The sequence below is a fragment of the Candidatus Spyradosoma sp. SGI.093 genome (assembly GCF_050314555.1).
Lineage (GTDB): Bacteria > Verrucomicrobiota > Verrucomicrobiia > Opitutales > UBA953 > Spyradosoma.
In genome coordinates this window covers 278903-304076 of record NZ_JBNPNH010000002.1, presented here as the reverse complement: position 1 = coordinate 304076, position 25174 = coordinate 278903, and the positions used below count along the sequence as shown (strand labels likewise).

The following is a 25174-nucleotide window of genomic DNA, read 5'->3' as shown; positions in this document are numbered from 1 at the left end:
AAGCTTAAAGAAGTGGTTATGAAGGTCGTGGAAGTCGTTTTGCTTTTCGCTTCGCGAAGAGGTTTTTGAAATCCTTTCGGCGGAGCCGAACGCAATAACCCTCATAACCTCATAACCTCCATAACTTCATAACCTTCATAACCTTCATATCGTCATGACTTCGTCGCCTTATTTTCCTTCCGCGTTCTTTTCGCATTCGGCGACGACGCGCTGCGTGCGGCGGCGCAGGGCGGAATCCGGATCGATCTTCGCCTGGCGGCACGCGGCGACGATTTCGAAAAGCAGCTCGCCCGCGCGTTCTTCGGTGAGCGTTCCCGCGAGCGCGTCGATTTTCGCGCGGTCCGCGGCGGCGCCGGGATCGAGATTCTTTTTTTCGACGACCTTCCAGGTGTCGCGCGCGCGGAGCAGATTGTTCAGCGTCGCGGGCAGGTCCTTGAAGAGCGCGGAGCCCGGGCGGCGCGTCGCGTTGCTTTTTTCGCCCGCCTTGATTTCGTCCCATTTCTTCAGCACGGCGTCGGAATCGCCGAGGCGCGTTTCGCCGAAGACGTGCGGGTGGCGGCGAATCATTTTTTCGTTCACGCCGCGGGCGACGTCGTCGAAGCTGAAGTCGCCGTTTTCCTGCGCGATCTGCGCGTGCATGACGACCTGAAGGAGCAGGTCGCCGAGCTCTTCGCACATGTGCGCCTTTTCGTCGAAATCGACGGTTTCGATGAATTCGGCGGCTTCTTCGACGAGGCATTCGCAGAGCGAGCGGTGCGTCTGTTCGCGGTCCCACGGGCAGCCGTCCGGCGCGCGCAGGCGGGCGATGGTTTCGAGCAAATTTTCGATGGAGGACATGAACGCCGAGCTTACGCGCTCCCGCGGGAACGTGCAAACGCAAAGCTGTTCCCGCGCGGGCGGCGCGCCGCGGCGTCTCAGAACTGGAGGCGCAGGGAGATGCCGGCGGCGTCGCTCTGGTCGTAGGTCGAGGCGGGATCGAGCGGGCGCGCGTGCCGGTAGTCGAAATACAGCTCCGCGTTGTCGCCCAGGCGCCAGGAAAAGCCGAAGCCGCCGCCGAGCGAAAGGTCCTCGCGCAGCGAAGCGTCGGATTCTTCCGTCGAAAAACGCCGCGGATCGACGCCGACGAGCCCCGCGCCGTAGAGCCGGAACGGCGACGCGCTCCCGTTGAGCGCGAGCTTCGCGTCGAACCAGCGGCGGTCGTCCGCGCCTTTTTCCGCCGCGCCTTCGGGATCGCGCGGCCGCCCGCCCGAATGCAGCCCGACGACGTCGCCGTCGCCGAAGAAGAGCGGCGAATCCGCGAGCGCGGACGTCGCGCCGGCGTTCCCGTAAAGCGCGCCGTAGGCGTCGTCGAAGCGGCGCAGAAATTTTTCGCGGGCGAGCGCGCCGCCGTCGTCCGGCGCGGCGGGAACGTCGTCGCCCATGCCGTAGCGGCGCAGGATCGCGTCTTCGAGAAACGCCCGCCGCGCCGTTTCCGCCGAGGCTTTCCCGCGGGCGCGTCCGAGCGCGAAAAGCCCCGCGAGCGTCGCGGAAATCAGCGCGAGCGTGACGAGCGCGGCGACGACGTTGCGCCACGGAAAATACTTTTTCTGGAATCGTTCGGACATTTCGGAAAAAAGCTTAAAGGAAAGTTCAGGAGTGATTGTCTTTTCATCTTCTGAACCTTTTCGTCCCTTCGTCTTTTCACGAGCGTTCCCGCGAGAGGTTTTTGTGCATGCGCGCGCCGAGAATGACCGCGATGCTCGCCAGCCCGCTCGCGAGTCCGATCCAGACGCCGACGCCGCGCAGCTCCAGCGGGAACGCGAGAATCAGCGCCGTCGGACAGCCGATGATCCAGTAGCTCACGAACGCGCCGACGGCGATGACGCGCACGTCGCCCAGCCCGCGCAGCGCGCCCGAAGCGACCGTCTGGAACGCGTCGAAAAGCATGTAGGCGACGGCGACGATCAGAATTGCGCGCGCGATTTCCGCGGCTTCCGCGCCGAGGTTGAACGCGGCGGGAATCGCGTCGAGAAACGCGAGCACGCCCGCGCCCGCGACGCACATCAGCGCGAGCGTGAACAGCGTCGCTCCCGCGAAGATGCGGCGGATGCGCTCCCGGTCGCCGTTCCCGAAGGCTTCGCCGACGCGTATCGAAAGCGCCTGCGAAATGCCCAGCGGCACCATGTACACGAGCGAGGAAATCGTGATCACGACCTGATTCGCCGCGATGGACGCCTCGCTGATCCAGCCCATGAAGAACGGCGAGACGATGAACAGCCCCGCCTCGAAGAGAATGTGCAGCGCGCTCGGCACCGCGATGCGCAGATTTTCGCGGAGTTCCCGCAGCGAAAAGCCGCGCGCGAGCTCGAGGCGCAGACGCCCGTGCAGCGCGATGCCCGCGAACGCGAAGACGCGCGCGATCAGCGTTCCCGCCGCCGCGCCTTCGAGCCCCCAGTTCGGGAAGCCGAGCGCGCCCGTCATCAGCACCCAGTTCAGAAAAACGTTGGCGGCGAGCCCGATCAGCGTCCACGTCAGCGAGACCCACTGCCCGCCGCTCGCGTCGCGGAACGACTTCACGGCCTGAAAACCCGCCGCCGCGGGAAGCGAAAGCGCGACGATGCAGCAGAAATTCTTCGCGTCGGCGGAAACGCTTTCGGGCTGGCCGAGCGTCGTCAGCCCGTCCGCGAGCGCGAACGCGCAGAGCGCTCCCGCGCCGAGCAGCGCGAAGCCGAGCGCGACGAGCAGGCCGTGCCGCAGCACGCCGGGAATCTTCTCCGGCGTTCCCGCGCCGCGCGCCTGCGCCGTGAGCACGGGAAGCGCCACGCAGAGCCCCATCGCGACGACGAGCGGAATCCAGTTCACGTTGTTCCCGAGCGTCGCCGCCGCGAGCGCGTGCTCGCCGAGAATGTTGCCGATCATCACCGTGTCGATGACGCCGAACAGCCCCTGTCCGATCAGCCCGACGGCGATCGGCGCGGAAAGTCTCAGCGTGTATTTCAGTTCGCGGAACATGATGCCGCGACGTCAGAGCAGGGCGACCGCGGGAACGTGGTCGTGCACGGAAAGCAGCCGCGCGCGGATTTCCTCCGGCGACATCGCCTGCAGCGCCTCGATCGTGACGGCGTCGTTCAGCGAGAATTTTCCCGAAGCCGTGCGGCGCAGCGCCGTCAGGTGCGCGCCCGGGCCGAGTCTGCGACCGAGATCGTGCGCGATCGTCCGCACGTACGTGCCCTTCGTGCATTCGACGTAGAAATCGACGTCGTTCCCGCGCTTGTCGAGCAGCTCGAACTTCGCGATGCGGATGAAGCGCTTTTCGCGTTCGACCTCCAGCCCCTTGCGCGCCGCCTTGTAGAGCGGGCGACCGTTGATCTTGATCGCGGAAAACATCGGCGGCGTCTGGTACTGGTCGCCTTCCGAGGCGCGCATCGCCTCGGCGATCTTCTCGCGCGTCAGCTCCGCGGGAACGGGATTTTCCTCCAGCACTTCGCCGTCCGCGTCCTGCGAGTTCGTGACGACGCCGAGACGCAACGTTCCCGTGTACGCCTTTTCCTGGCTCATCAGGTACTGCGACGCCTTGCACGCCGTGCCGACGAGGACGACGAGCAGCCCCGTCGCGAGCGGATCGAGCGTTCCCGCGTGGCCGACGCGCTTCGTGTGCAGCACGCCGCGGAGCTTCGCGACGACGTCGTGCGATGTCCATTCCTGCGGTTTGTCGATGAGGAGAATGCCGTTGAATTCCATGCCGCGATTATAGCCGAAAACGCGGGCGCAGGGAAAGCGCGGAACGCGGCGCGCGCCCGCGCGGGAGCGGGAACGTTTTTCTTTTTGACCTTTCGGGCGGGCGAAAGCATCTTTTCGGGCATGGAGAATTTTTACGCGGCGACGCGGGCGCTGAGGGACGCGCTCGGCGACGAGGCGGTCCGGACGGACGACGGGACGCGCTTCGCCGCGTCGTTCGACAACACGAAGATTTCCTTTCTCCCGGAGGCCGTCGTGTTCCCGCGGAGCGACGACGACGTCGGCGCGACGCTGCGGCTCGCGAACGAACACGGCGTTCCCGTCACCGTGCGCGGCGCGGGCACGGGAACGGTCGGCGCGGCGACGCCCGTGCGCGGCGGCTGGGTGATTTCCTTCGCGGAACGCACGCGCTGCGAAATCGACGCGGACGCCGCGACGGCGACGGTCGAGCCCGGCGTCGTCACGGCGCGGATCAGCGAGGCGGCGGCGCCGTTCGGGCTTTTTTACCCGCCCGATCCCGCGAGCGTGAAGCACTGCACGATCGGCGGGAACATCGCGACGAACGCCGGCGGTCTGCGCGCCGCGAAATACGGCGTGACGCGCGACTACGTGCTCGCGCTCGAAGGCTTTCTGCCCACGGGCGAAAAAGCGCGCTGGGGCGGGGCGGTCAGAAAATTCGTCAGCGGCTACAACATGCGCGATCTCTGGATCGGCTCGGAGGGCACGCTCGGCGTCGTCACGCGCGCGGTGCTGCGGCTCGTGCCGCTCCCGGAGGCGCGGCACACGTTCCTCTGCGCGTTCGCGGACGACGCTTCGGCGCTGCGCGCGGCGGCGGAGCTCACGCGGGAACGCGTCGTGCCCTCCGTATGCGAATTTTTGGATACGCTTTCCGTCGGCTGCGCGGAGACGTACGCGGAGAAGAAGTTTTTCGAAAAGAAATCCGCCGTGCTGCTCGTCGAGACGGACGGCGACGCGCGGAGCGTTCCCGCGCAGGCGGAGCGCGTGCGCGCCTGGGCGCGTTCCCGCGCGACGGAGTTCCGCGAGACGGCGGACGCCGCCGAGGCGGAGACGCTCTGGGAAGTGCGCCGCGTCTGCTCCCAGGCGATGTTCCTGCTCGCCGACTCGAAGCTGAACGAGGACGTCGTCGTTCCCGCGAAGAATTTCATTCCGCTGCTCGAGGCGATGCGGAAGATCACGGCGGAGACGGGGCTGGAGACGCCGATTTTCGGGCACGCCGCCGACGGCAATCTGCACGTGCACGTGATGTATCGCCGCGCCGACGCGCGGGAACGCGAAACCGCGCAGGCGGCGATCCGCCGCGTGATGGAGACCGTCGTCGCGCTCGGCGGCGTGATCACGGGCGAGCACGGAATCGGGCTCGCGAAATCGCCGTTTCTCGCGATTCAGCACACGCCGGCGGAAATCGCGGCGATGCGCGCCGTGAAGGCGGCGCTCGACCCGAACGACGTTCTCGGACGCGGAAAAATCTTCGAGCCCTTCAACGTCTGGGAGCATGAGCCCGTCGCCGTGCGCCTGCCCTGGGAAAAGCCGAGGCCGACGCGATGCCGCTGACACCCCCGAGCCGCCGCGCGCCGTTCCCGCGGCTTCGCGCCGCGCTCGCCGATTTCTTCGGCGGGGCGCTCGACGCGCTTTTCCCGCGTTCGTGCCTCGTCACCGGCGAGCCGACGGACGGCTCGGGCGCGGCGCGCAACGTCTCGGAGGCGGGCGCGGAAAAGCTTTTCTTTCTGGACGAGGCGTGCGCGTGCCCGCGCTGCGGCGCGTTCGCCGGCGCGTCGGGCGGCGTCTGCCGTTCCTGCGGAAGACGCGAAGCGGAGGGCGACGAATTCCAGTTCGGGCGTTCCCGCAGCGCCGTCGCGCTGGACGATTTTTCGCGCCCGATCGTCGTCGCGCTGAAGTATCACGGGCTGTCGGCGGTCGCTCGCGACATGGCGGCGCTGGCGCGGCGTTCCCGCGGCTTCGCGGAGCATCTCGCGGGGGCGACGCTCGTTCCCGTGCCGCTTCACGAAAAGCGTCTGCGGCGGCGCGGCTACAACCAGAGCCTGCACCTGGCGCGCGCGTTCGCGGAAATCGCGCCGGGCGCGACGGTCGCGGACCTGCTCGCGCGCACGCGCGACACGGGCACGCAGACGCGGCTCGACGCCGAAGCCCGCCGCGAGAACGTGCGCGGCGCCTTCGCGATGAAGCCCGGCGCGCGGACGAATCCCTTCGCGCGCTACGTCGTGATCGACGACGTGTTCACGACGGGCTCGACGCTCTCGGAATGCGCGCGCGCCCTGCGCCGCGGCGGCGCGCTCGAAATCGACGCCGCCACCTTCGCCCACGGCTGAAGCCGCTCCCGCGTTCTCGCCGCGTCTCATCCTTTCAGCGAAGCGAGCGGGCGCAGTCGGACGAGCGGCTCGATCAGATCCGTTTCCGCGGCGATGACGGATTCGATCTCCTTGTACGCCTGCGGCGCCTCGGAGAGGTCGAGCAGGCCGGAGCGCGCGGATTTGCCGAAGCCCTTGTATTTCTTCCAGCGCTCGAAGACGATGCCCTGCAGCGCGGCGTCGCAGTCCTCAGCCTTCAGCTCCATGCACGCGCGCGTGCGGCTCAGCCGGCGTCCGGCGCCGTGCGAGCACGACGTGAACGATTCCGCGTTCCCGAGCCCGCGCACGATGTAGCTCGCCGTGCCCATCGAGCCCGGAATGATGCCGATCTCGCCTTCCCGCGCGCGCGTCGCGCCCTTGCGGTGCACGAACACGTCCTCGCCGAAATGATTTTCGAGCGCGGCGTAGTTGTGGTGGATGTTCACTTCGCGGAGAAAATGCGCGTCCGGCGCGAATTCCGCCAGCGTCTCCCGGCACGCCGCCATCATGCGGGAACGGTTCTCCCGCGCGTATTCGAGCGCGAAGTTCATGTCGCGGAAGTACGCGCGCCCTTCGTCCGTCTTCATGGGCAGAAACGCCAGGTGCGGGTCGCTCAGCTTCACGTGAAACATTTCGCAGAGCTTCATCGCCTTCTGCTGGTAAAAGCGCTCGATGCGCTGCCCGAGATTGCGGCTTCCCGAGTGGATCATCATCCACACGAAGCCCGCGTCCGACGCCTGCAGCTCGATGAAGTGGTTGCCCCCGCCGAGCGTGCCGAGGTTCTTGCGGTCGAGCCCGTTGGGAAAATCGCACACGCTCCCGTGCGCGTCGAGGTAGCGCTCGAAGCCTTCCCAGCTCTGCTGCGTCTTGTGCGCGACGCCTTCGCCGACCGGAATCCGCGCCTTCAGCGCCTCCTGGAAGCCGCGGCGGAAACGCATGTCCGCGAAATGCTCCGCGGGAACGTCCGTTTCGACGGCGATCATGCCGCAGCCAATGTCCACGCCGACCGCCGACGGAATCACCGCGTCTTTGACCGCGATGACGCCGCCGATCGGCATGCCGAGTCCGCCGTGGCAGTCCGGCATCAGCGCGACGTGGCGGAACAGCGTCGGATGCGACGCCAGCGCCTCGACCTGTTTCCGCGCGAACTCGTCGAGCTCCGCGCACCACGATTTCACCGGGATTCTCCCTCCCGGCATTTCTTTGATCCATTTCATGATTTTTCTGCTTTCGTTGAATTGAGAGGCCGGAATAAAAGCAACGCGCGTGCCGGGCGTTCCCGCGGGGACGATTTCGTCTCCGAACCCGCATGAACAAAGGGATGAAAATTTTCGGAGCGGAGAACGAGCGTTCCCGCGGCTTGATTTTTTATTAGAAATAATTAGAATTTTTAGAAAATTTTACAGACAATGAAGAACGTCGTCGTCAGTCTTCTCGGAACGAATCTCGACCGCCGCGGCGGCGAGGATCCCTTCGCCCGGTGGCGGCCCACGATCGGGCTCGTCTCGCAGCCGGTTTTCAAGGTGGACCGCCTGCACCTGCTTTACGAAAAACGCTTCGCCGAGCTCGCCGCAGCCGTCTCGGAGGACGTCTCGAAGGTTTCGCCGAAGACGAAGGTCGTGCTCGAGGAAGTCCGCTGCCGCAGCCCGTGGAATTTTCAGGACGTGTACACGATGCTCTACGACTTCTGCGGGCGCATGAATTTCGACCCCGACAAGGAAAGCTACTTCGCGCACATCTCCACGGGAACGCACGTCGCGCAGATCTGTCTGTTCCTGCTCACGGAATCGCGCCACATTCCGGGAAAGCTCGTGCAGACTTCGCCCGACGGCAAAAAGAATCCCGCGGGAAAGATCGACGTCATCGACCTCGACCTCGCTCGCTACGACATGATCGCGCGCCGCTTCGAGACGGAACGGCGCGACGACCTGGATTTTCTCAAGGCGGGCATTCCGACGCGCAACAGGGACTTCAACGCGCTCATCGAGACGATCGAACGCGTCGCCGTGCGTTCGGAAGAGCCCATTCTGCTCACGGGACCGACGGGCGCGGGCAAGTCGCAGCTCGCGCGGCGGATCTACGAGCTGAAGAAGGCGGACGGCAGAGTCGCCGGCGCGTTCGTGGACGTGAACTGCGCGACGCTGCGCGGCGACGGCGCGATGTCCGCCCTCTTCGGTCACGTGAAGGGCGCCTACACGGGCGCGGCGCGGGACCGCGCGGGGCTGCTCAAGGAGGCGGACGGCGGCGTGCTTTTTCTCGACGAGGTCGGCGAGCTCGGGCTCGACGAACAGGCGATGCTGCTGCGCGCGATCGAGGAAAAGGCGTTCTTTCCGCTCGGCGCGGACCGCGAGGAGCGCAGCGCGTTTCAGCTGATCTGCGGGACGAACCGCGACCTCGCGCGCGCCGTCGCCGAAGGGCGTTTCCGCGAAGATCTGCTCGCGCGCATCGATCTGTGGACGTTCCGCTTGCCGGCGCTGCGGGAACGCCGCGAGGACATCGAGCCGAATCTCGATTTCGAGCTCGAGCAGTTCTGCCGGAAGTCCGGCCGCCGCGTCACATTCAACAAGGAGGCGCGCAAGGCGTTCCTCAATTACGCGCTTTCGCCGAAGACGCTCTGGCGCGCGAATTTCCGCGAGCTCAACGCGGCGATGACGCGCATGTCCACGCTCGCGCCCGACGGCAGAATCGACCTGCGGACCGTCGGCGAGGAGATCCGCCGCCTGAAGCTCGCGGACGGGAACGCTGCGCGCGGCGACGGCGCGCCGGAAACCGAGTCCGCCGCGCTGAAGAAGCTGCTCGCGCCCGCCGAGCTCGCGGAAATCGACGCGTTCGACCTGCCGCAGCTCGAGCACGTGGTGAAGGTCTGCCGCGAATCCAGGAATCTTTCCGAGGCGGGGCGGGCGCTCTTCAACCGTTCCCGCCTGCGCAAGAAGACAGCCAACGACGCCGACCGCCTCGCGAAATACCTCGCGCGTTTCTCCCTCTCCTGGGAAAAAATCCGCGTCTCCGCCGCCTCGTCGGAAAACTGAATTCCCGGGGAGCGATCTTTCCGGGCGCTTCCTCGAAATCCTTTCCTATGCAAATTTTTAAAGGAGGGTAAGCGTCCCGCTTGCCCTGAAATCCGCGAACACAAACTTCTTTAACGCAGAGAACGCGAAGAAAAACCGCAAAGTTAAAGGAAGTTAAAAGAAAAGTTTTAGGGGGAAAGTCGACATTCCTGTCGCTTCCCCGAAATCCTTCTCGCACAAACTCCCCTTTAACCTTTAAGCCTTAACCTTTAAGCTTTCTTTTAAACACAGAGGAACGGAGAAACGAAGAAACGGAGCTTCGCGGGAACGAAAAGGAGAGTAGGGGGCTCGTCTGCCTCGGAAATTCGCGGGAACGCGCGGTCGGGGAACGAAAAGTTTTTGTCGCGGATGAGCGCAGACGAAAGCCCCGAAGGGGCGAGATTGTTCAGCGTAGGGTTTCAACCCTACGTAAACGGACAAAAAACGCCATGCGCGCTGTAAGTGCGCGATTGCGGAAACTCGCGCGGGCGAGAAAACCTCCCGCAGATGTCGCGGATGGGCGCAGACGAAAGCCCCGTCGGGGCGACCCCAAAAGAAACCCCGGGCGGAAGCCCGGGGAATACGCGCAAAACGGAAAAGCCTTGTAAAGGCGACCCTGTTCCCGCGGCAAACGAATGCTCCCGCCGCAGGGACGCCCCGACGGGGCTTGTCGTTTTTTTCCCGGAGTGTCCCCAGGTTCCCACCTGGGGTTTCTAAAAGGAACGCCCCTTGCGGGGGCTTTGTGATGTTCTCGCGCGCATGGGAGCGGAGACGTCCACGTCTCCGCCGCGGGAACGCGCGGACGTCGCGCGGCGGAAGTTCGCGCGCAGAAAATCGTACGCCGCGGGAACGAAGGCAGGAATGCCTTCGTCCCCAAATGCTCGGAAACGCCAAGCCTCGAAGGGGCGGGATTGTTCAGCGTAGGGTTTCAACCCTACGTAAACGGATAAAAAACGAATGCGTCCTGTAGGGACGCGATTGCGGGAACGCGCGCGGTCGAGAAAACTTCCCGCGGATTTCACGGATGAGTGCAGACAAAAGCCCCGCCGGGGCGACCCCAAAAGAAACCCCGGGCGGAAGCCCGGGGAATACGCGCAAAACGGAAAAGCCTTGTAAAGGCGACCCTGTTCCCGCGGCGGACGAATGCTTCCGGCACAGGGACGCCTCGACAGGGGCTTGTCGTTTTTTTTTCCGGAGTGTCCCCAGGTTCCCACCTGGGGTTTCTAAAAGGGACGCCCCTTGCGGGGGCTTTGTGATGTCCGCGCGCATGGGAGCGGAGACGTCCACGTCTCCGCCGCGGGAACGCGCGGACGCCGCGCGGCGCAAAGCGTGTTCCCGCGCGTCCGTTCGTCACGCGGGAACGGAATTCGTTCAGTTGCGGGAACGCACCGCTCGCCGCAATTTGTTTCGGCGGATCGCGTTCAGAAGATTGAAAGCGAAGAACGTCACGAGGGGAAGAAGCGTTGCCGCCAACGCGACGGACAGGACCCAAATCGCGGTTTCCCGATTTTCAATCTGCTCCCGCGCAAGCTTCAATTCGGCTTCCGCCTTCTCCGCTCGTTCTCTCGCCTCTTTCTCACGTTCAATTGCAGCGTTGTATGTGCTTTCTCTCACAAATCCGAGCTTTGTTGCGAAGCTTTGCGGGCACGTGATGCAAAGCGCCGTGACGCACACGGTAAAAGTGAGGGCGGTTTTCTTCATTGGAGAAAACTTCATTTACTGTTCTCTTTCCTTTCAAATTCTTGGATTTCGGCGTATCTGGATTTCAGATACTCCGTTAGAGTCATATTCAGATTCCGCGGCTCACGATCCACAGATGGAAGAAATTCAAAAATATCTCCGGACTCGCAACAGAGCGCATAATCTTCTTCGCTTCTGTCTTCCAAGACCCAAAATTTTCTTTCGACCTTGGGATAGGCTTCCCGAAAATTCAGTGTCGCCCGAATCATGTCTGACTTCTCTTTTTGAATCTCGTTGACGCCATTCAATTCGACGAACGAAAAGGCTACGTAGCCGAGATTTTCAAGATATTCGCGGAGTTCTCCTGGAAATTTCATCCCGAGAAGCATTTCCAATGAGTTCAACGTTTCCGCGCTAGGAAGTCTGTCTCTTGGAGACGTTTCCAGCGAAGGCATTGTTTTTTTCAGATCATTTATATTCATATCCTCAGATTCCTTTATTCTGTAAATCTAAATATTCTTGAGCACGAGCTTTCCAATGCTCGACGCGGTCGTGATTGTATCGCGCAGAAAGAGAAGAATATCTTCCGCTCGGGTCAGCTTGATGGCGCCAGCTTGGAATATCTTCGTGAAGAATCGAATGTTTTCCGTCGCCATGCTCGGAATCCGCGCGCAGTTCTGCGAACGGAGATTCGTATTTCTGCCCGATATGGTGGAGTTCATACTTTTCTCCAGTGTGTGCGTCAATCGGAGATCGTCCTGATTTACACAATTCAAAATTCGTTTTTCCCGTTTTGGGATTTACATAATCCATATCGATTTCCTTCACGAGACATGTACGTCCATTTACGGTCTTTTCCGTGAGATTTGCGTTTTGGAAAATCTCGGCTTGTGCGGAATTTTTTATGTTCCCGATGATTTCATCCGACCATCCGGTTTCAAAACCCAATTTTTCACGGAATACGAAGTCGCCGAAATCCTTGTAGAGCCCCTCCAAGGAGCTCTGCACGGATTCGAGCTTTTCGGACAGAGTCGTTTTTACATCGTTGGTCAAAGATTCGAGTCTATCACTCCAAGTCTCTTCTTTCCCGTCCGCGTGATTTTCGAGCTTTTCGCCAAGCTCGGTTGCAGCACGCTTTTCGCTTTCGAGTGCTCCGCTGGAATCCGCTTCCCGAAGGCTTGAGCGAATTCCTTCCTGTTGAGAAATTCTCGCCATTTCGGCGGTTTGCGTTCCCGCGAGTTTTTCCGCAAGTTGCTGTTTCGCCACTTCGACGGCGGGCAACTCGATTTCGCTCGCGACTTTGGCTGTAAGTGCTTCCAACATCGCTCAGATTCCCCCCTTTCCGCCGAAGAGGCGCGCAAGAATCATATCTTTCGAAATTTCTGCCGGAATTTCATCCAACAGCCCTCGAACGATGCGTTCCTGCAATATTTGCGGCAAATCCGCGCCGCTCGGCGCAAGCGACGGTAACGCACGTTCAATCGCTCTCGCGAGTCGCTCGTTTTTGTCTGCAAGATGCGCGAAACGGTCGTATTGTCCGTTAACGTTCTGCAATATGCCCAAATGCCCATAGACGATTCCCGCGAGATCATCACTCCCGGAAAGCCGATACAGAAACGCCTTCGTCTCCGAGAAATACGCTTTGAAGGCGCGGCGATATTCGTCAAGCGCTCCTGCGGACATTTCATCGCCGATTGACACGAAGGCTTCTCTGCCTCGTTTCTCCAATTCAAGCAATGCTTTGTAATCGCCGCCGTATCGGCTCCAAAGTTCCGAGCAGATTCGTTCCCAATGAACATCGAACCAAGCATGTCTTTTTTCTCTCCACGGCTCAGCGAAACGTCCGCGCGAGCGCACGTTTTCCAAGAGCGCCGATCCGTCCTCTCCGAGACCGACGGCGAGCATCGCCTTGTGCAGGTCGTCGCGGAAACGCGTGTCTTCGACGTCGACTTCGGCGTCTCGAAGCGCGAATATCGCCGCGCGTTCGGCACGGAACTTCCGCGTAGCCTCGGAGACTTCGCCGCCCTTGCGTTCGTCGTGGCACTCGTCTTTCTTGACGCGGCACATGTACGCCTTGGCGTCGCCGTCCTGGTTCACGACACATTCGCCCGTGCGCAGCAGGCACAGGTCGTCGATCTGTTCTTCGTTCAGTCCCATGGTTTCTCCGACGCTCTCGCGATCGTCCTTCGCCAAAAGGCGATGCACGATTTTCGTGCCCGTGCCTTTGACGATGTTCGGGCTCACGCGCGAGGGCAGCTGGTCCGCCACGATCACGGACTGCCCCATGGCGCGGATTTCCGCGAGCATGTCCACGAAAGCCGAAACCGCCTTGCCCTTCACGTTCGCCGTTTCCTGCGATTCCGCGGCGGCGGGAATGTTGCTCAGCAGGCGGTGCGCTTCCTCGATCACGAGCACGTGTCGCGCCTTCGCCTCTCCCGGCTCCGCCGTGAACGTCGCCTTGCGGTATTCGTAGAGGCGCGAAACGAGCAGTCCCATGAGGAACGCCTTTTCGTCGTCGTCGCCCATGTTTTCGAGCTCGATGACGACGGGATTTTCAAAAAGCTCCTTCGCCGAAAGCGAGCGGGCGCAGTTGAACATCGAGCCTTTCGCGCCTACCATCAGGCTCGAAATGCGCGCCTTCAGCGCCGCGCGAATGTTCTGTTCCTGTTCGTTGAAATATCCTTTGCGCTTCACGACCGCGTCGATTTTCCAATACAGGTCTTCGAGCGTGGGTACGTAGTCGCTGAAGTCTTCGCGGTAGATATCCACGTAACGATTGCGGGAACGCCCCAGATCCCAACCGCGATCGCGATAGACGTCGAGAATCGCCTCTTCCAAAATGTAAGGCATGGACGCATACATCGGGAAGCTCGCGTTGAACGTCGCCTTCAGCCGGTCGATGTGCGTCAGCACGTGGACGCGCCGCGCGTCCGTGTCTTCGCCCGGGTCGAACGCGAAGGGATTGAGCCGCAGCGGGCATGCGTCCGTCGTGTCGCTCCCGGCCGAAAACACAAGCAGCTTTTCCCCGAGTTCCTCTCGATTCGCCAAAGCGCGATATTCCGCTTTCGCGGGTTCGATGACGAGAAACGGCACGCCCGTCTTCTTCCAAAATCTTCGGAGCAGACAATGAACCGTGTTCGTCTTGCCCGACCCCGTCAGCCCGAACACCGCCAGGTGTTTCGGAAAATTCGTCGTCGCGATCGCGTATTCCTGTCCGACGTCGTTGCCCTTTTCGAGAATTTTTCCGAGCACGACCGATTCGCCCGCTCGCGCGGAAAAATTGACGCCGAATCCCGGACGCTTCGTGACCGTGACGCCCTCGACGTCCTGCATCGCCACGGGCGTCGCGATCGCGAGTTCGCGCGTGTTCACGGGCGTTCCCGGACCGTTGAAGAAAATCCCGAGCGGATGATCGGTGAACGTGTCCTTGCCGCCTTCCGTCTTTTTGAAGCGCAGATAGACGTTGCGGAAGCGGCTAAGCACTTTCCCGAAATCCGACGGCATGCGGATCGCGCGCGGCGGCTCGTACTTGCTTTCCATTCCGGAAAACAGCGAGCGCACCACGCCCGTACCGCGGCGAAACGTCTCTTCGTCCGCGGCGCAGAAATAGTGCCCGAGATTCCACATGCCGAGCGCGACGCCTTCCGTGAGGCGGTCTTCGTAGGCCTTCAGCGTTTCTTCGGCGTATTGCGCCTTGCGGTTCACGATTTCCTGCCCGATGGTCGAGGTGTCCGTGAACGTCACGCCGACCGAACCGAAACCGCCGCCCATCAGCTGTGACGAAAGCGATTTGGAAATCGTGTCGGTCTTCGTGATGGTGTCGCTGACGGTTTCCGAGTGTCCGGTTTTTCCAGAGATTGCAGTCCCGATTTTTTCCGCAGTTCCGCCCAATGCCGTCCCAACAGCGGTCCCAACAGCGGCACCTATTGCAGCTCCAAGGGCAGTTCCTACCCCAGGAATGGGAATTAACGTGCCCAAAAGGCCACCTACGATTGTGCAGCCGGCAGAAATTCCCGCAGTTATGCGCTGATGAGCCTCGGCGAAATTCTGCGTCTTGGAGTCTGTGTGCGACTTCGATTCCGAATGCGCTTCTCCCGACGTGTCCGCCGAGCCTTTCATCCCGAACACCCCGAGCATCGCGGTTTTGCCTTTCGATTTCGATTCGGAGACGTCCGTTTTCACGAAGCGATGAACGTCCGTCTGCAGCGCTCGGCATGCGCGGATCACCTCGTCGAGCTCGCTCTGCGGAATCGGATCCGCGATGCTGAGCCAACAATAAGATTTCCCGCGCATCGCGCGAATCAGGCGCTCCAGCCCCTGCACGAACGAGTGTTCGCTCTCTTCCCGCTTCAGCGACGGAATCCCCGTCAGCACCGCGATGTCTTTAAGGCTGTGCCGAAGATCGAATCCGAGTTTTTCGATTTCCGCGCGGAAAACCTTCGTCGTCTTCATGCCGGGGAAATACGCGTTCCAAGCCGCTCGGTAGCTTTCCGCCGCCGCCGCAATCGCGTTTTCATCTCCGATTCCGAACGTATCCGCCACGCCCATGTAAACGGACGTTTTCGAGGCGGTGCCGCGGACGAGGAAAACGAGCGAATGTCCGCTTTCGCGCATGGACGAGAGCACGCTTTCGACGCCGGGAAGATGCACTTCCGTTTCGCTCTCGAAAACGATTTCCTCCACCTTGAAGAATCGCGTGTATTTCATGACGTCGAACGCCTCGTCGGACGTTTTGGACGCCTCCATCACGACGTCGGAAAATTCCGGCAGCGAAAGATGGTTGCGGGCGAGCGCCCATCCGATGATGCGGTCGGATTCGTCGCGGGCGAGGATTTCCCGTTCGTTCGCGTCGAGCTCGTCTAATTTTTTCGTGATTGAATTTGCCATCAGGGATTCCTTTCAAGTCTCAGTTTTTCGAAAGCGTGATTTCCTTGCGTTGCCCGAAACCCAACCAGCCGGAACACGACAGACGATTGGAAATCAGCTCGGCGTTCAGAATCTCTTTGCCGCTTGCGTCTTTGACGATGCAGTAGAGATCTTTTCTCCCGAGAGTCGCGCCTTCTTTGACCTTGACGTAAATCGGATAGCCGTCCTCGATTCCCGATGTTGCTTTTCCCCTGAAGGCGTTCCAGATGTTTTTAGGTTTCTGCAGAACAGGAGCGTTTCTCCTCGCGAAGAAGGAAACGATGGAGACGTCTTTCGGCTTCTCCCGCGCGGCGTCTTCGGGCTTCATCGCCTCCGAAAACGCAAACGCGATTTCCTGCGAGAACAGATACTTCGTTTTTTCGAACTTGCAGATTTTGAGAAGCTTCTCGTCTTCGGATTTTTTCCTTCGAGGCTTCAGAATTTCTTTCGCTTCGCTCCAATCCCAGTCTTCCGGCGCCTTCTTCCGATTCGGATTGAGGCAAAAGCGCAGATAAAGCCCTTTCGTCGCTTCCGGCTCGCCCTTACGACCGATGTTGACGGCGCTTCCGATGGCGACGTCCGTGTAGGCGGAACCGGATTTGAAAATTTTTTCCTCCGAAAGCGCGAATTTCTCTTGAACGAGTTTGTCCATGAAAAACCATTGAGACGAACCGCCCGTCAGAATGACTTTCTTGATTTTCCCGTCCCACATGTTCGAGCAATTGTCCACGGTGTCATTGATGCATTTTTTGACGCGACCGACGATGTGCTCGAAATGCCCCTTCCAGCGATCCGGGCTCCATTCCGCCAGCTGATCTTTGGTCACGGTGAAGGAGGTCTCGGGGCCCGGCAATCCGGGAAATTCTAAGCGCACCGAATCCTTGTTGTCTCCGGAAATTTCCATTGAAATACGGTTTTTGTTGTTGCGGCACAGCGATCGCAGCTCGTTTTTCCAATACTCTTTCTGCCTGATGTCGCCTTCGTTCCCGTCGAAATGCGTCCAGAAGAGTTTTTCGATGACGGCGTCGAAATCTTTTCCTCCGAGAAGAGAATCGCCGGCGGAAAACACGATTTTCGGAGGATTTTGGATATCCGTCTTGATGATGCACGTGTCCAAAGTTCCGCCTCCGAAATCGACGACCAGATAATGCTCGGAACGATTTCCGAAGAGCAGTTCCCTGTCTTCGGAAACGCGAAGGCTGTGCATCGCGGCGATCGGTTCCTCGATTGTGCGGATGCCTTCTTCGTCTTCCGGGAATCCGACCTCCGCGGCGAGCCGTTTCAGCAGATTAATCTGCGTTTGTGACCATGCGACCGGATGAGCGATGCAGGTCACGTATTTTTCCGGAGAAAGTTCACCGCCGCCTTCTTTTTTATCGCGGACAAGCTCCGCGAGTTTTTTCAGAAAAAGCTTCGTGTATTTTTCGGCGTTCCGTTTCGCGTCGGCGTCCGGATCGTCCCGAGCGGTTTTGTCCGTGTTGCCGAGGTAGCGCTTGAAGTCGGAAACGATTTTTACGCCTTCCGTCTCCTGCACCACCTCCTTGGGGATGTCTCCCCAGGCGATGACTTCCGGGTCGCCGTCGTCGTCTTCCCGGATCGCCATTCTGGTCGGAATGATTTCTCCGGAGTTGATTCGAATCAGCTCCGGCGCTTCGCGGGAACCGATGCGCATGACCGCGACCGCGCTCTGCGTGCTGCCGAAGTCGATGCCGATAACATATCTATTGTCTGCGTTTTCCATTTTCTAAATTTGAGATGTTTGTTGTCGATTGAAATTCAGGTTTGCTTCAGGTCGTTCATACTCGTGTCAGCCGAGCGCGGGGGCGGTTTTCCGATTATTTTTCGGAATCGGATTTTTCGAGGTCGGCGAGGAGGTGGGCGGCTTCGGCGGAGCCCTGCGCGGCGGCGAGGCGCAGGTATTTCGCAGCGAGAGGCGGATTCGCCTCGCGGCGCGGGAACGCGTTCATGTCGCCGAGGTGGAGCATGCCGAGCTCGAGCTGCGCGGCGGCGTCGCCCGCGTCCGCCTTTTTGCGCAGACGCGCCTCGCGGGCGCGTTCCCGCACGTAGAGCGGGCGCCAGAAAACGTCGCGCGCGTCCGCGCGGCCGTGGGCGTGCGCGCGGACCATCCACTTGAACGCCTCTTCGCGGCGGGCTTCGGGCGTGAGATCGCCGTCGGCGAGTCCGTCGCGCAGCCGCGCGGCGAGCGCGAGTTCGGCGTCCGCGTCGCCCGCTTCGGCGCGTCGGCAGATTTCGGAAAGCGGGGTCGCGGGGAGCAGCTCGGGAAAGTCGCGTTCGAGAATCCGCTGCGCCCTTTGCACGACGTCGGCGTCCCCGAGGTTTTCGGGATCGGGTTCCGCGCCGGCGGTGCGGACGAGCCAAAGCGCCGCCGCGGAAAGGTCGGGAAGACAGCCGTCGCCGCGCATGTTGGCGACGCCGAGATTGTAGCGCGCGCCGAGAATGTACGGCGCGGCTTTTTCCCAGTGCGCGAGCGCTTCGCGCGCGGACGCTTCGTCGCCTTTTTCAGAGAGAATGTTGCCGAGCAGGAAGTGCGCGAGCGGGTTGTTCCGCGCGGCGGCGAGGCGCAGCAGGCGTTCCGCCTCGGCGGCGTTTTCCGGGACGCCGACGCCGTAGAGGAGGCGCATGCCGAGCTCGGTCTGCGCGCCGGAATCGCCCGAGTCGGCGCGTTTTTTGAGCTCGGCGAGCGCGTCGGACGGGAGCGCGGAAGCGCTTTCGGCGTCCGGTTCGGAGGCGGAGGGCGCGTCGTTTCCGGCGAACGCGGGAACGGCGGCGGCGAGCAGGAGGAAAAAGGGAAGCGGCGGTTTCATGATCGAAAGGGGCGGAGGTTCAAAAAGACAAGGCGCAGGTTTCGGAATGAATCTGTAAGGTGGTGAATGAGGAAATTTAAGCGTCCCGCCTTTAATTTTGCAACTGCTGTTTCAGTTGTATTCTATCTTTTGAGTGGAGCGTTTCCGCAAGGCGAAATTTGGAGGCATGTCAAAGTCGTCGAAACTCGTAACCGTCAGCATCCCGATTCGCCTCATGGAGATTTTTTCCGAGCACCTGCAGCCGAAACATCTGCGGGACTATCTGCGGGAAGCCTTCGCGGAGAAACTGACGCGGGATTTCGGAGTGGAGATCGACAAAAGGGACGTGAACCGCAAATTCGGCGAGCGCGTGGATCTGCGCGGAAAATCTCCGGAAGAGCTCAAATCGCTCGCCGAGCGCTTTCGCGCGAAGAAGTCGGGAGCTCCCGCCCGCCGCCGCAGGAAGACGCAGGGCTGAGAGCCCGGAGAAGAATCCGAGGGAGGGATTTCGAGGGCAAGCGGGGACGCCTACCCTCCGTCGCGTTCCCGCGGGGCGGTTACGCTTTTCAGGCGCGAGTTCTTTTGCGGGAGCGCCCCCAAGCGGCGTCGCCGCATGGGGTTATTTTTGTTCCGCATTTCATGCGGGAACATGGGGGCGAAGGCATTCCTGCCTTCGGTCGTAAGGCGCGCGCATATTTTTCCGCTCCGGCGGAGCGCGGCGCGGGAGTGAATCCAATCCCTCAAAATCCCCGAAATCCGCGACGCCCCGGGAAGTTCGCCCCCTTCGGGGACGCGCGCGTTTCAGGCGATTCCGCGGGATTCGCGCGGAGCGCTCTCTCCGCGGTTAGCGTCAGTTCGCCCGCATTCGCGGACGAAAATTCGCGGAGGAAAACTTCAATTCCGTTTTTCGGCGGAGCGCGGCGCGGGAGTGGATCCAATCCCTCAAAATCCCCGCAATCCCTGTTCGTTTTCGCGTTCCCGCAATCGCGCACTTACAGCGCGCTTTGTTTTTGTCCGTTCACGTAGGGTTAAAACCCTACGCTGGACAATTCCGCCCCGACGGGGCGAAACAAACGTAACCCCATGCGCGACGCGAAGCGCGCGCTTGGGGCAAAAACCGCGCATGTGCCGCGCCTGAAAGGCGCAACCGCCCGACGCGTCCGACGTCTCGCGGCGCGGCGCTCCCGCGGGGCGGTTGCGCTTTTCAAGCGCGTGTTCTTTTGCGTGCGCGTCCCCAAGCGGCGTCGCCGCATGGGGTTATTTTTGTTCCGCATTTCATGCGGGAACATGGGGGCGAAGGCATTCCTGCCTTCAGTCGTAAGGCGCGCGCATATTTTTTCGCTCCGGCGGAGCGCGGCGCGGGAGTGAATCCAATCCCTCAAAATCCCCGAAATCTCTGTTCGTTTTTGCGTTCCCGCAATCGCGCACTTACAGCGCGCTTTGTTTTTGTCCGTTCACGTAGGGTTAAAACCCTACGCTGGACAATTCCGCCCCGACGGGGCGAAACAAACGTAACCCCATGCGCGACGCGAAGCGCGCGCTTGGGGCAAAAACCGCATATGTGCCGCGCCTGAAAGGCGCAACCGCCCGACGCGTCCGACGTTTTCGCGGCGCGTCGTTCCCGCGGGGCGGTTGCGCTTTTCAAGCGCGTGTTCTTTTGCGGGCGCGTCCCCAAGCGGCGTCGCCGCATGGGGTTATGTTTGTTCCGCATTTCATGCGAAGAGAAAAGAAGCGGAGACCGGAAGGCCGCTCCGGAACGCTCACACGGTCTTGGAGTGGCGGTTCGGCGCGCCGGCGCGGAAATAGGCGTCGAAGGGCAGGGCGATGTTGCGGACGAACATGCGCCCGACGCGCGTCACGTCGAGCCCGCCCCCGTCCGCGCGGAAGGCGACGAGCCCGTCCGCGGCGAGCGGCGCGAGCGCGGCGAGCTCCGCGGCGTAGGTCTTTTCGAAATCGAGGCCGAGGCGCCGCGAAAGCTTCGCGTAGTCGAGCTCCAAGTCGCACATGACGCTCGTGATGATCGCGCGGCGGCGCAGATCCTCTTCGGAGACGAGCAGCCCCTTGACGTGCGCGGACGTTCCCGCGGCGATGCGCGCCTCGTAGCCGTCGAGCGTCTTGTCGTTCTGCAGGAACGTGCGCGCGGACTGCGAGATCGCCGACATGCCGAGCGCGACGATCGGCAGCCCGGCGTGCGTCGAATAGCCCTGAAAGTTGCGCTGCAGGCGGCGTTCCCGCAGGGCGCGGACGAGCTCGTCGTCCTCGCGCGCGAAATGGTCGAGCCCGATGTAGACGAAGCCCTCGCGCGTGAGGCGTTCGGCGACGGTCTTGAAGAGCGCGAGCTTTTCGTTCGGCGAGGGCAGCCCACCTTCGGCTTCGAGGAGCTTCTGCTGCGGCTTCAGCCACGGCACGTGCGCGTAGCTGAACACGGCGAAGCGGTCGGGCGCGAGCGCGAGCAGGGCGTCCAGCGTCTTTTCACAGCTTTCCGGTGTCTGAAACGGGAGCCCGTAGATCAGGTCGCAGTTCACCGAGGTGAAGCCTTCGGCGCGGAGCGTCTCCATCGCGGCGCGCACGACGGGCTCGGGCTGGACGCGGCGGATCGCCACCTGGACGCGCGGGTCGAGATCCTGCACGCCGAGCGAGGCGCGCGTGCAGCCGAGGCGGCGGAACGCGGCGACGATTTCCGGCGTCGCCGTCCGCGGGTCGAGCTCGACGGAGATTTCCGCGTCGGGCGCGAACGCGAACGCCGCGCGCAGCATGGCGGAAAGGCGGTCGATCTGCGCGGGCGTGAGGGCGCTCGGCGTGCCGCCGCCGAAGTGGAGCTGTTCGACGCGGAGCGGCGTTCCCGCCGGCGCGAGCGCGCGCGCGCGAAGGGCGATTTCCTTTTCGAGCGCGTCGAGATAGCGGTCGGCGTCGGCGGCGTTCGTGGCGGGAACGTTCGTGCAGCCGCAGTAGCGGCACAGCGTTCTGCAGAACGGAATGTGGACGTAGAGCGAAACCGCGTTCCCGCCGGCGGCGACGTCCTCGCGCATCGTCCGCGTGATTTCCTCTTCCGAAAAATCTTCGCGGAACTGCAGCGCGGTCGGGTACGAAGTGTAGCGCGGCGCGGGAACGTTGTATTTTTTCACGAGTTCGAGATCGACGTCCAAGGCGTGTTTCATGTGCGCGATTATCCGCCGAAAAAGGGAAAACGGAAAGAGCAAAAGAGGGCGGGGGAAGGAAGAGGTTATGAGGTGATGAGGTTATGAGGTTATGGAAGTTCTTTGCGCTCGGCTTCGCCGAAAGGATTTCGAAAAAGATTTTTCGCGGCGCGAAAGGCAATGAACCTTCATAACTCCATAACTCCGTCACCTCATCACTTTTCTAAGGTTATGGAAGTTCTTTGCGTTTCGCTTCGCGAAGAAAAGTTTTCCGAAGCCTTTTCGGCGCAGCCGAACTCAATGAACCTTCATAACCTTCATAACTCCGTCACCTCATCACTTTACTTCCCCCTCGCGCTGCGCCGCTTTACAAGGCGGGGCGTTTCGTCTAAGCTTGAGCGAATATTTTATGGCTCACATTTCCAAGAGAAAACGCCGTGAGGAGGGCGCGCTGATTTACCGCGTCTTTCAGGAGCCGCGCGTGCCTCTGCGGGAACGCTTCCGGCGGCTGCTCGCGGGAACGTGGCTGCTGCTGGTCTTCGGCGCGGCGCTTTCGGTCGTCGCCTTTTTCGGCCGTCCGCCGCGCGCGCCCGTCGTCTACGAAGGCTACGTGCCGAATTATTCCTTTTCGGCGCCGTTCAGCTTTTCCTACGCGAGCACGCTGCTGCGCACCGAGCGCGAGGAGAACGCGCGCCTGCAGGTCAACCCGGTCTATGCGCTGAAGCTCGGCCCGCAGGAGGCCGCGCTGGGCGCGCTCGAGCGCGTCTTCGAGCGCGTCGCGGCGGATTTCCCGCGGCTGAAGCGTCTGCGCGTGCGCACGACGCGCGATGCGGCGCTCGCGGAAATCCTCGCCGTGGAAGAGTCCGAGAAGGGCGTTCCCGCCTTCGCGCGCGAAACGACGCGGCAGGATCTGGCGCTGGGGATTTCCCGGCTCGTCGAATACTGCGACGACGCGACGCGTTTCCGCGAGCTCGCGGACGCGGCGAAAAGCGTCTTCTGGATTCTGGCGAAGGAAGGCATTTTCGAGGAATCCCGCGAGGGCGGGAAGAAATTTTCGCGTCCGCTCGGGCGCGCGCGCTTCGGCGACGAGGCGGGCTGCACCGAGCGCGAGGCGGAGGGCGTCTTTTCCGAGCGTTTCCGCACGGTGCTCTGGCAGCGCGTCTTCACGAAGGAGATGCGCGGCAATCTCGGCAAGGTCGCCGAGGAGGTCGGCTACGTCTTCCAGACGGCGGGGCTCTTCCGCGCCAACATGTTCTTCGACCGCGAGGCGACGCTGAAGCAGAAGAACCTCGCCGCGCAGAACGTCGGCGAGAGCGTCGTGAAGGTGCACACGGGCGACCCGCTGCTTTCCGAGCGCGTTCCCGTCTCGGCGGAGATGCTCGAGCGCTGGCGCGCCTACCGCGCGGCGGAGGAAACGCGCTCGGACGGGCTTTTCGAGGAGCGGCTTCCCTTCCTTTCCAACACGTTTTACGCGTACTGCATTCTGGCGAGCGCGGCGATCTTCGGGATGCTGCTGACGCCGAACGTCTTCCGCGAACGCCGCCGCCTCGCGCTCGCGGGAACGCTGATTCTCGTGAACACGGCGCTCGTCCGCCTGATGCTCGGCGTCGTGGAGTCGCCGCGTTTCGAAGAAATCTTCGCTCAGACGCAGAATATCCAGGTGTGGCTTTCGGCGCCGACCTGCACGGCGATTCTCGCGGCGCTGATGCTGGGCGCGCCGCTCGCCGTCGTGACGTCGCTCGCCGCCGCCTCGATTTCGTCGCTGATGCTCGGCGGGAGCGCGGAATCGCTGCTCGCGGCGTCCGTCGCGGTGATGACCGCGGTCTACATCGTGCGCGACGCGCGGAAGCGCTCGGTGCTGCTGCGCGCGGGCTTTTATTCCGGCGTGGCGACGGCGTTGGCGTCGCTGCTGGTCGGCTTCCACGAGAATTTCGTCTGGGAATCCTTCGCGGCGAATTTCGTCGCGGCGGTCGCCGCGGGCGCGCTTTCGGGCGTCGCCGCCGCGGGCGTGCTTTCGATCTTCGAAGGCATCTTCAAGATCACGACGAACATCACGCTGCTCGAGCTCGCGGACTACGATCACCCGCTGCTGCGGCGCCTCCAGGTCGTCGCGCCGGGAACGTTCCTGCACAGCGTCATGGTCGCGGACTTCGCGGCGAAGGCGGCGCAGGCGGCGGGCGCGAATCCCGTGCTCTGCCGTTGCGCGGCGCTCTTTCATGACGTCGGCAAGACGCTCAAGCCGGAATACTTCACGGAAAACAAGAAGGAAGGCATGCCCAGCCCGCACGACCGGCAGACGCCGCGCATGTCCGCCCTCATCATCCGCAGCCACGTGCGCGAAGGCGTCGAGCTCGCCGAGGAATACCACCTGCCCGAAGCCGTGCGCGACCTCATCATGCAGCACCACGGCCGCGGGCTCGCGGGATTCTTCTTCGAAAAGGCGAAAAAGCTCGCCGTCGCGGCGGCGGAGGATACCGGCGAAGATCCCGCCTTCGTGGACGACGCCGACTACCGCTACGACGGGCCGCGCCCGCAGACGGTCGAGGCCGCCGTGCTCATGCTCTGCGACGTCGTCGAGGCGTCCGCGCGCTCCATCAAGAAATTCTCGCGCCAGGCGGTCGAGGACGTCGTGGACAAGCGCATCGCGGAACGCGTCGCCGAAGGCGAGTTCAACGACTGCCCGATCACGCTGAAGCAGCTCGACGCCGTCCGCCGCAGCCTCGTGGACTCCGTGTTCACGAGCCGCCACGAACGCATTTCCTACAACACGGACGGCGACGGGAACGCCGCCGAGAAGAAGCCCGCCGACGAGCCGCGCGCGCGCGTGCTCGATTCCGCGGCGCTCGCCTCCGTGCTGCCGCCGGCGGACGCTCCCGCGGAAGAAAAGGCCGCCCCCGCCGAGGAAGAGAAAACCGCTCCCGCAGAAGAGCCGTGAACGACGAGATCGCCATCGCCTGCCGCGGTTTCCGCATCTCCCGCCGCGAAGTGAAGACCGTGCTGAAGCGCCTGCGGGAACGCGCGCCGTGGGAATTCCCCTCGGGATCGCTCTCCGTCGCCTTCGCGGACGACGCGCGCACCTGCGCCCTGCACGCGCGTTTTCTGAACGACCCTTCGAAGACCGACGTCATCACGTTCCCGGGCGACGAAGTCTTCACGAAGCCGCGCCGACGCGACGTTCCCGCGGAACCCGCTTCCCGCCGCCGAGCGGCGCGTTCCCGCGGCGGGGACGACGACGCCTTCGCCGGGGAAATCGTCGTCTGCGTGCCCCAGGCGGCGCGCGCCGCCGCGCAGTTCGGCACGACGCCCGCCGACGAGCTGCTGCTCTATCTCGTCCACGGCTGGCTCCATCTCGCCGGGCTGGATGACATCGCCGAGGACGACCGCGTGCGCATGCGCGCCGCCGAGGCGGAGGCGCTCGAAATCCTGCGCGCCGCCGGCGCCGCGCCGTTCTCGCGCGTCGTGTTCCCGAAAATTTCCGAATCCTTCAACGAAAAATCCTCAACCTGAAAAAACGTATC

General features: G+C 62.4%; 18 protein-coding genes. 6 read left to right on the top strand and 12 right to left on the bottom strand.

Going from position 1 to position 25174, the window contains the following annotated elements:
* Positions 1–168: 168 nt before the first annotated feature.
* From ACQREB_RS03360 to truB, 4 genes are all read right to left on the bottom strand, one after another.
* Positions 169–837 carry a MazG family protein gene (locus tag ACQREB_RS03360; protein WP_427765282.1) on the bottom strand — a complete coding sequence of 223 codons (669 nt, stop codon included), beginning with the start codon at positions 835–837 and terminating at the stop codon, positions 169–171.
* A gap of 77 nt (positions 838–914) precedes the next feature.
* On the bottom strand, positions 915–1604 hold the full coding sequence (locus ACQREB_RS03355) for a hypothetical protein (protein WP_427765280.1): 690 nt from the start codon (positions 1602–1604) through the stop codon (positions 915–917).
* A 76-nt stretch (positions 1605–1680) separates the two neighbouring features.
* Positions 1681–2991 (bottom strand): MATE family efflux transporter, encoded by a 1311-nt coding sequence (locus ACQREB_RS03350; protein WP_427765277.1) that lies wholly within the window; start codon positions 2989–2991, stop codon positions 1681–1683.
* 12 nt (positions 2992–3003) lie between these two features.
* On the bottom strand, positions 3004–3720 hold the full coding sequence (truB, locus tag ACQREB_RS03345; RefSeq protein WP_427765275.1) for a tRNA pseudouridine(55) synthase TruB: 717 nt from the start codon (positions 3718–3720) through the stop codon (positions 3004–3006).
* 120 nt (positions 3721–3840) lie between these two features.
* Here truB and ACQREB_RS03340 point away from each other — a divergent pair, with 120 nt between their 5' ends.
* Positions 3841–5289, top strand: a complete 1449-nt coding sequence (locus ACQREB_RS03340) for an FAD-binding oxidoreductase (protein WP_427765273.1) — start codon at positions 3841–3843, stop codon at positions 5287–5289.
* Complete coding sequence (locus ACQREB_RS03335) at positions 5280–6065, top strand: ComF family protein (protein ID WP_427765271.1); 786 nt, start codon at positions 5280–5282, stop codon at positions 6063–6065. The genes ACQREB_RS03340 and ACQREB_RS03335 overlap by 10 nt, the downstream gene beginning before the upstream one ends.
* A 26-nt stretch (positions 6066–6091) precedes the next feature.
* Here ACQREB_RS03335 and ACQREB_RS03330 read toward each other — a convergent pair whose 3' ends face one another.
* On the bottom strand, positions 6092–7300 hold the full coding sequence (locus ACQREB_RS03330) for an RtcB family protein (RefSeq protein ID WP_427765268.1): 1209 nt from the start codon (positions 7298–7300) through the stop codon (positions 6092–6094).
* A 192-nt stretch (positions 7301–7492) separates the two neighbouring features.
* On the opposite strand from ACQREB_RS03330, the gene rtcR reads away from it, so the two are divergent.
* Entirely contained in the window at positions 7493–9112 is a 1620-nt protein-coding gene (rtcR, locus tag ACQREB_RS03325) for an RNA repair transcriptional activator RtcR (RefSeq protein ID WP_427765266.1), read from the top strand.
* Between the two features lie 1389 nt (positions 9113–10501).
* Here rtcR and ACQREB_RS03320 read toward each other — a convergent pair.
* From ACQREB_RS03320 to ACQREB_RS03295, 6 genes are all read right to left on the bottom strand, one after another.
* Positions 10502–10831, bottom strand: coding sequence for a hypothetical protein (locus ACQREB_RS03320; RefSeq protein WP_427765264.1), 330 nt, complete (start codon positions 10829–10831; stop codon positions 10502–10504).
* Positions 10832–10842: 11 nt separating this feature from the next.
* Positions 10843–11292: an SMI1/KNR4 family protein gene (locus tag ACQREB_RS03315; protein WP_427765261.1), complete on the bottom strand. Its 450-nt coding sequence runs from the start codon at positions 11290–11292 to the stop codon at positions 10843–10845.
* A gap of 4 nt (positions 11293–11296) precedes the next feature.
* Positions 11297–12133, bottom strand: a complete 837-nt coding sequence (locus tag ACQREB_RS03310) for an HNH/ENDO VII family nuclease (protein WP_427765259.1) — start codon at positions 12131–12133, stop codon at positions 11297–11299.
* Between the two features lie 3 nt (positions 12134–12136).
* The gene (locus ACQREB_RS03305) at positions 12137–15697 is read right to left on the bottom strand and encodes a helicase HerA domain-containing protein (RefSeq protein ID WP_427765257.1); all 3561 of its coding nucleotides are present in this window, start codon (positions 15695–15697) and stop codon (positions 12137–12139) included.
* A gap of 19 nt (positions 15698–15716) precedes the next feature.
* A complete protein-coding gene (locus ACQREB_RS03300; protein ID WP_427765254.1) occupies positions 15717–17456 on the bottom strand; it encodes an Hsp70 family protein in 1740 nt (579 codons plus the stop codon).
* Between the two features lie 94 nt (positions 17457–17550).
* Complete coding sequence (locus ACQREB_RS03295; protein WP_427765252.1) at positions 17551–18540, bottom strand: tetratricopeptide repeat protein; 990 nt, start codon at positions 18538–18540, stop codon at positions 17551–17553.
* A 214-nt stretch (positions 18541–18754) separates the two neighbouring features.
* Here ACQREB_RS03295 and ACQREB_RS03290 point away from each other — a divergent pair, with 214 nt between their 5' ends.
* Entirely contained in the window at positions 18755–18997 is a 243-nt protein-coding gene (locus tag ACQREB_RS03290; protein ID WP_427765250.1) for a hypothetical protein, read from the top strand.
* Positions 18998–20279: 1282 nt separating this feature from the next.
* Here the strand turns inward: ACQREB_RS03290 and hemN are convergent.
* Positions 20280–21677, bottom strand: a complete 1398-nt coding sequence (hemN, locus tag ACQREB_RS03285; RefSeq protein WP_427765248.1) for an oxygen-independent coproporphyrinogen III oxidase — start codon at positions 21675–21677, stop codon at positions 20280–20282.
* 388 nt (positions 21678–22065) lie between these two features.
* Between hemN and ACQREB_RS03280 the strand changes: the two genes are divergently transcribed.
* Both ACQREB_RS03280 and ybeY read left to right on the top strand, forming a co-directional pair.
* Positions 22066–24591, top strand: a complete 2526-nt coding sequence (locus ACQREB_RS03280; RefSeq protein WP_427765246.1) for an HDIG domain-containing metalloprotein — start codon at positions 22066–22068, stop codon at positions 24589–24591.
* Positions 24588–25163, top strand: coding sequence for an rRNA maturation RNase YbeY (gene ybeY / locus ACQREB_RS03275; RefSeq protein WP_427765244.1), 576 nt, complete (start codon positions 24588–24590; stop codon positions 25161–25163). Before ACQREB_RS03280 ends, ybeY begins: the two co-directional genes overlap by 4 nt.
* Positions 25164–25174 lie beyond the last annotated feature (11 nt).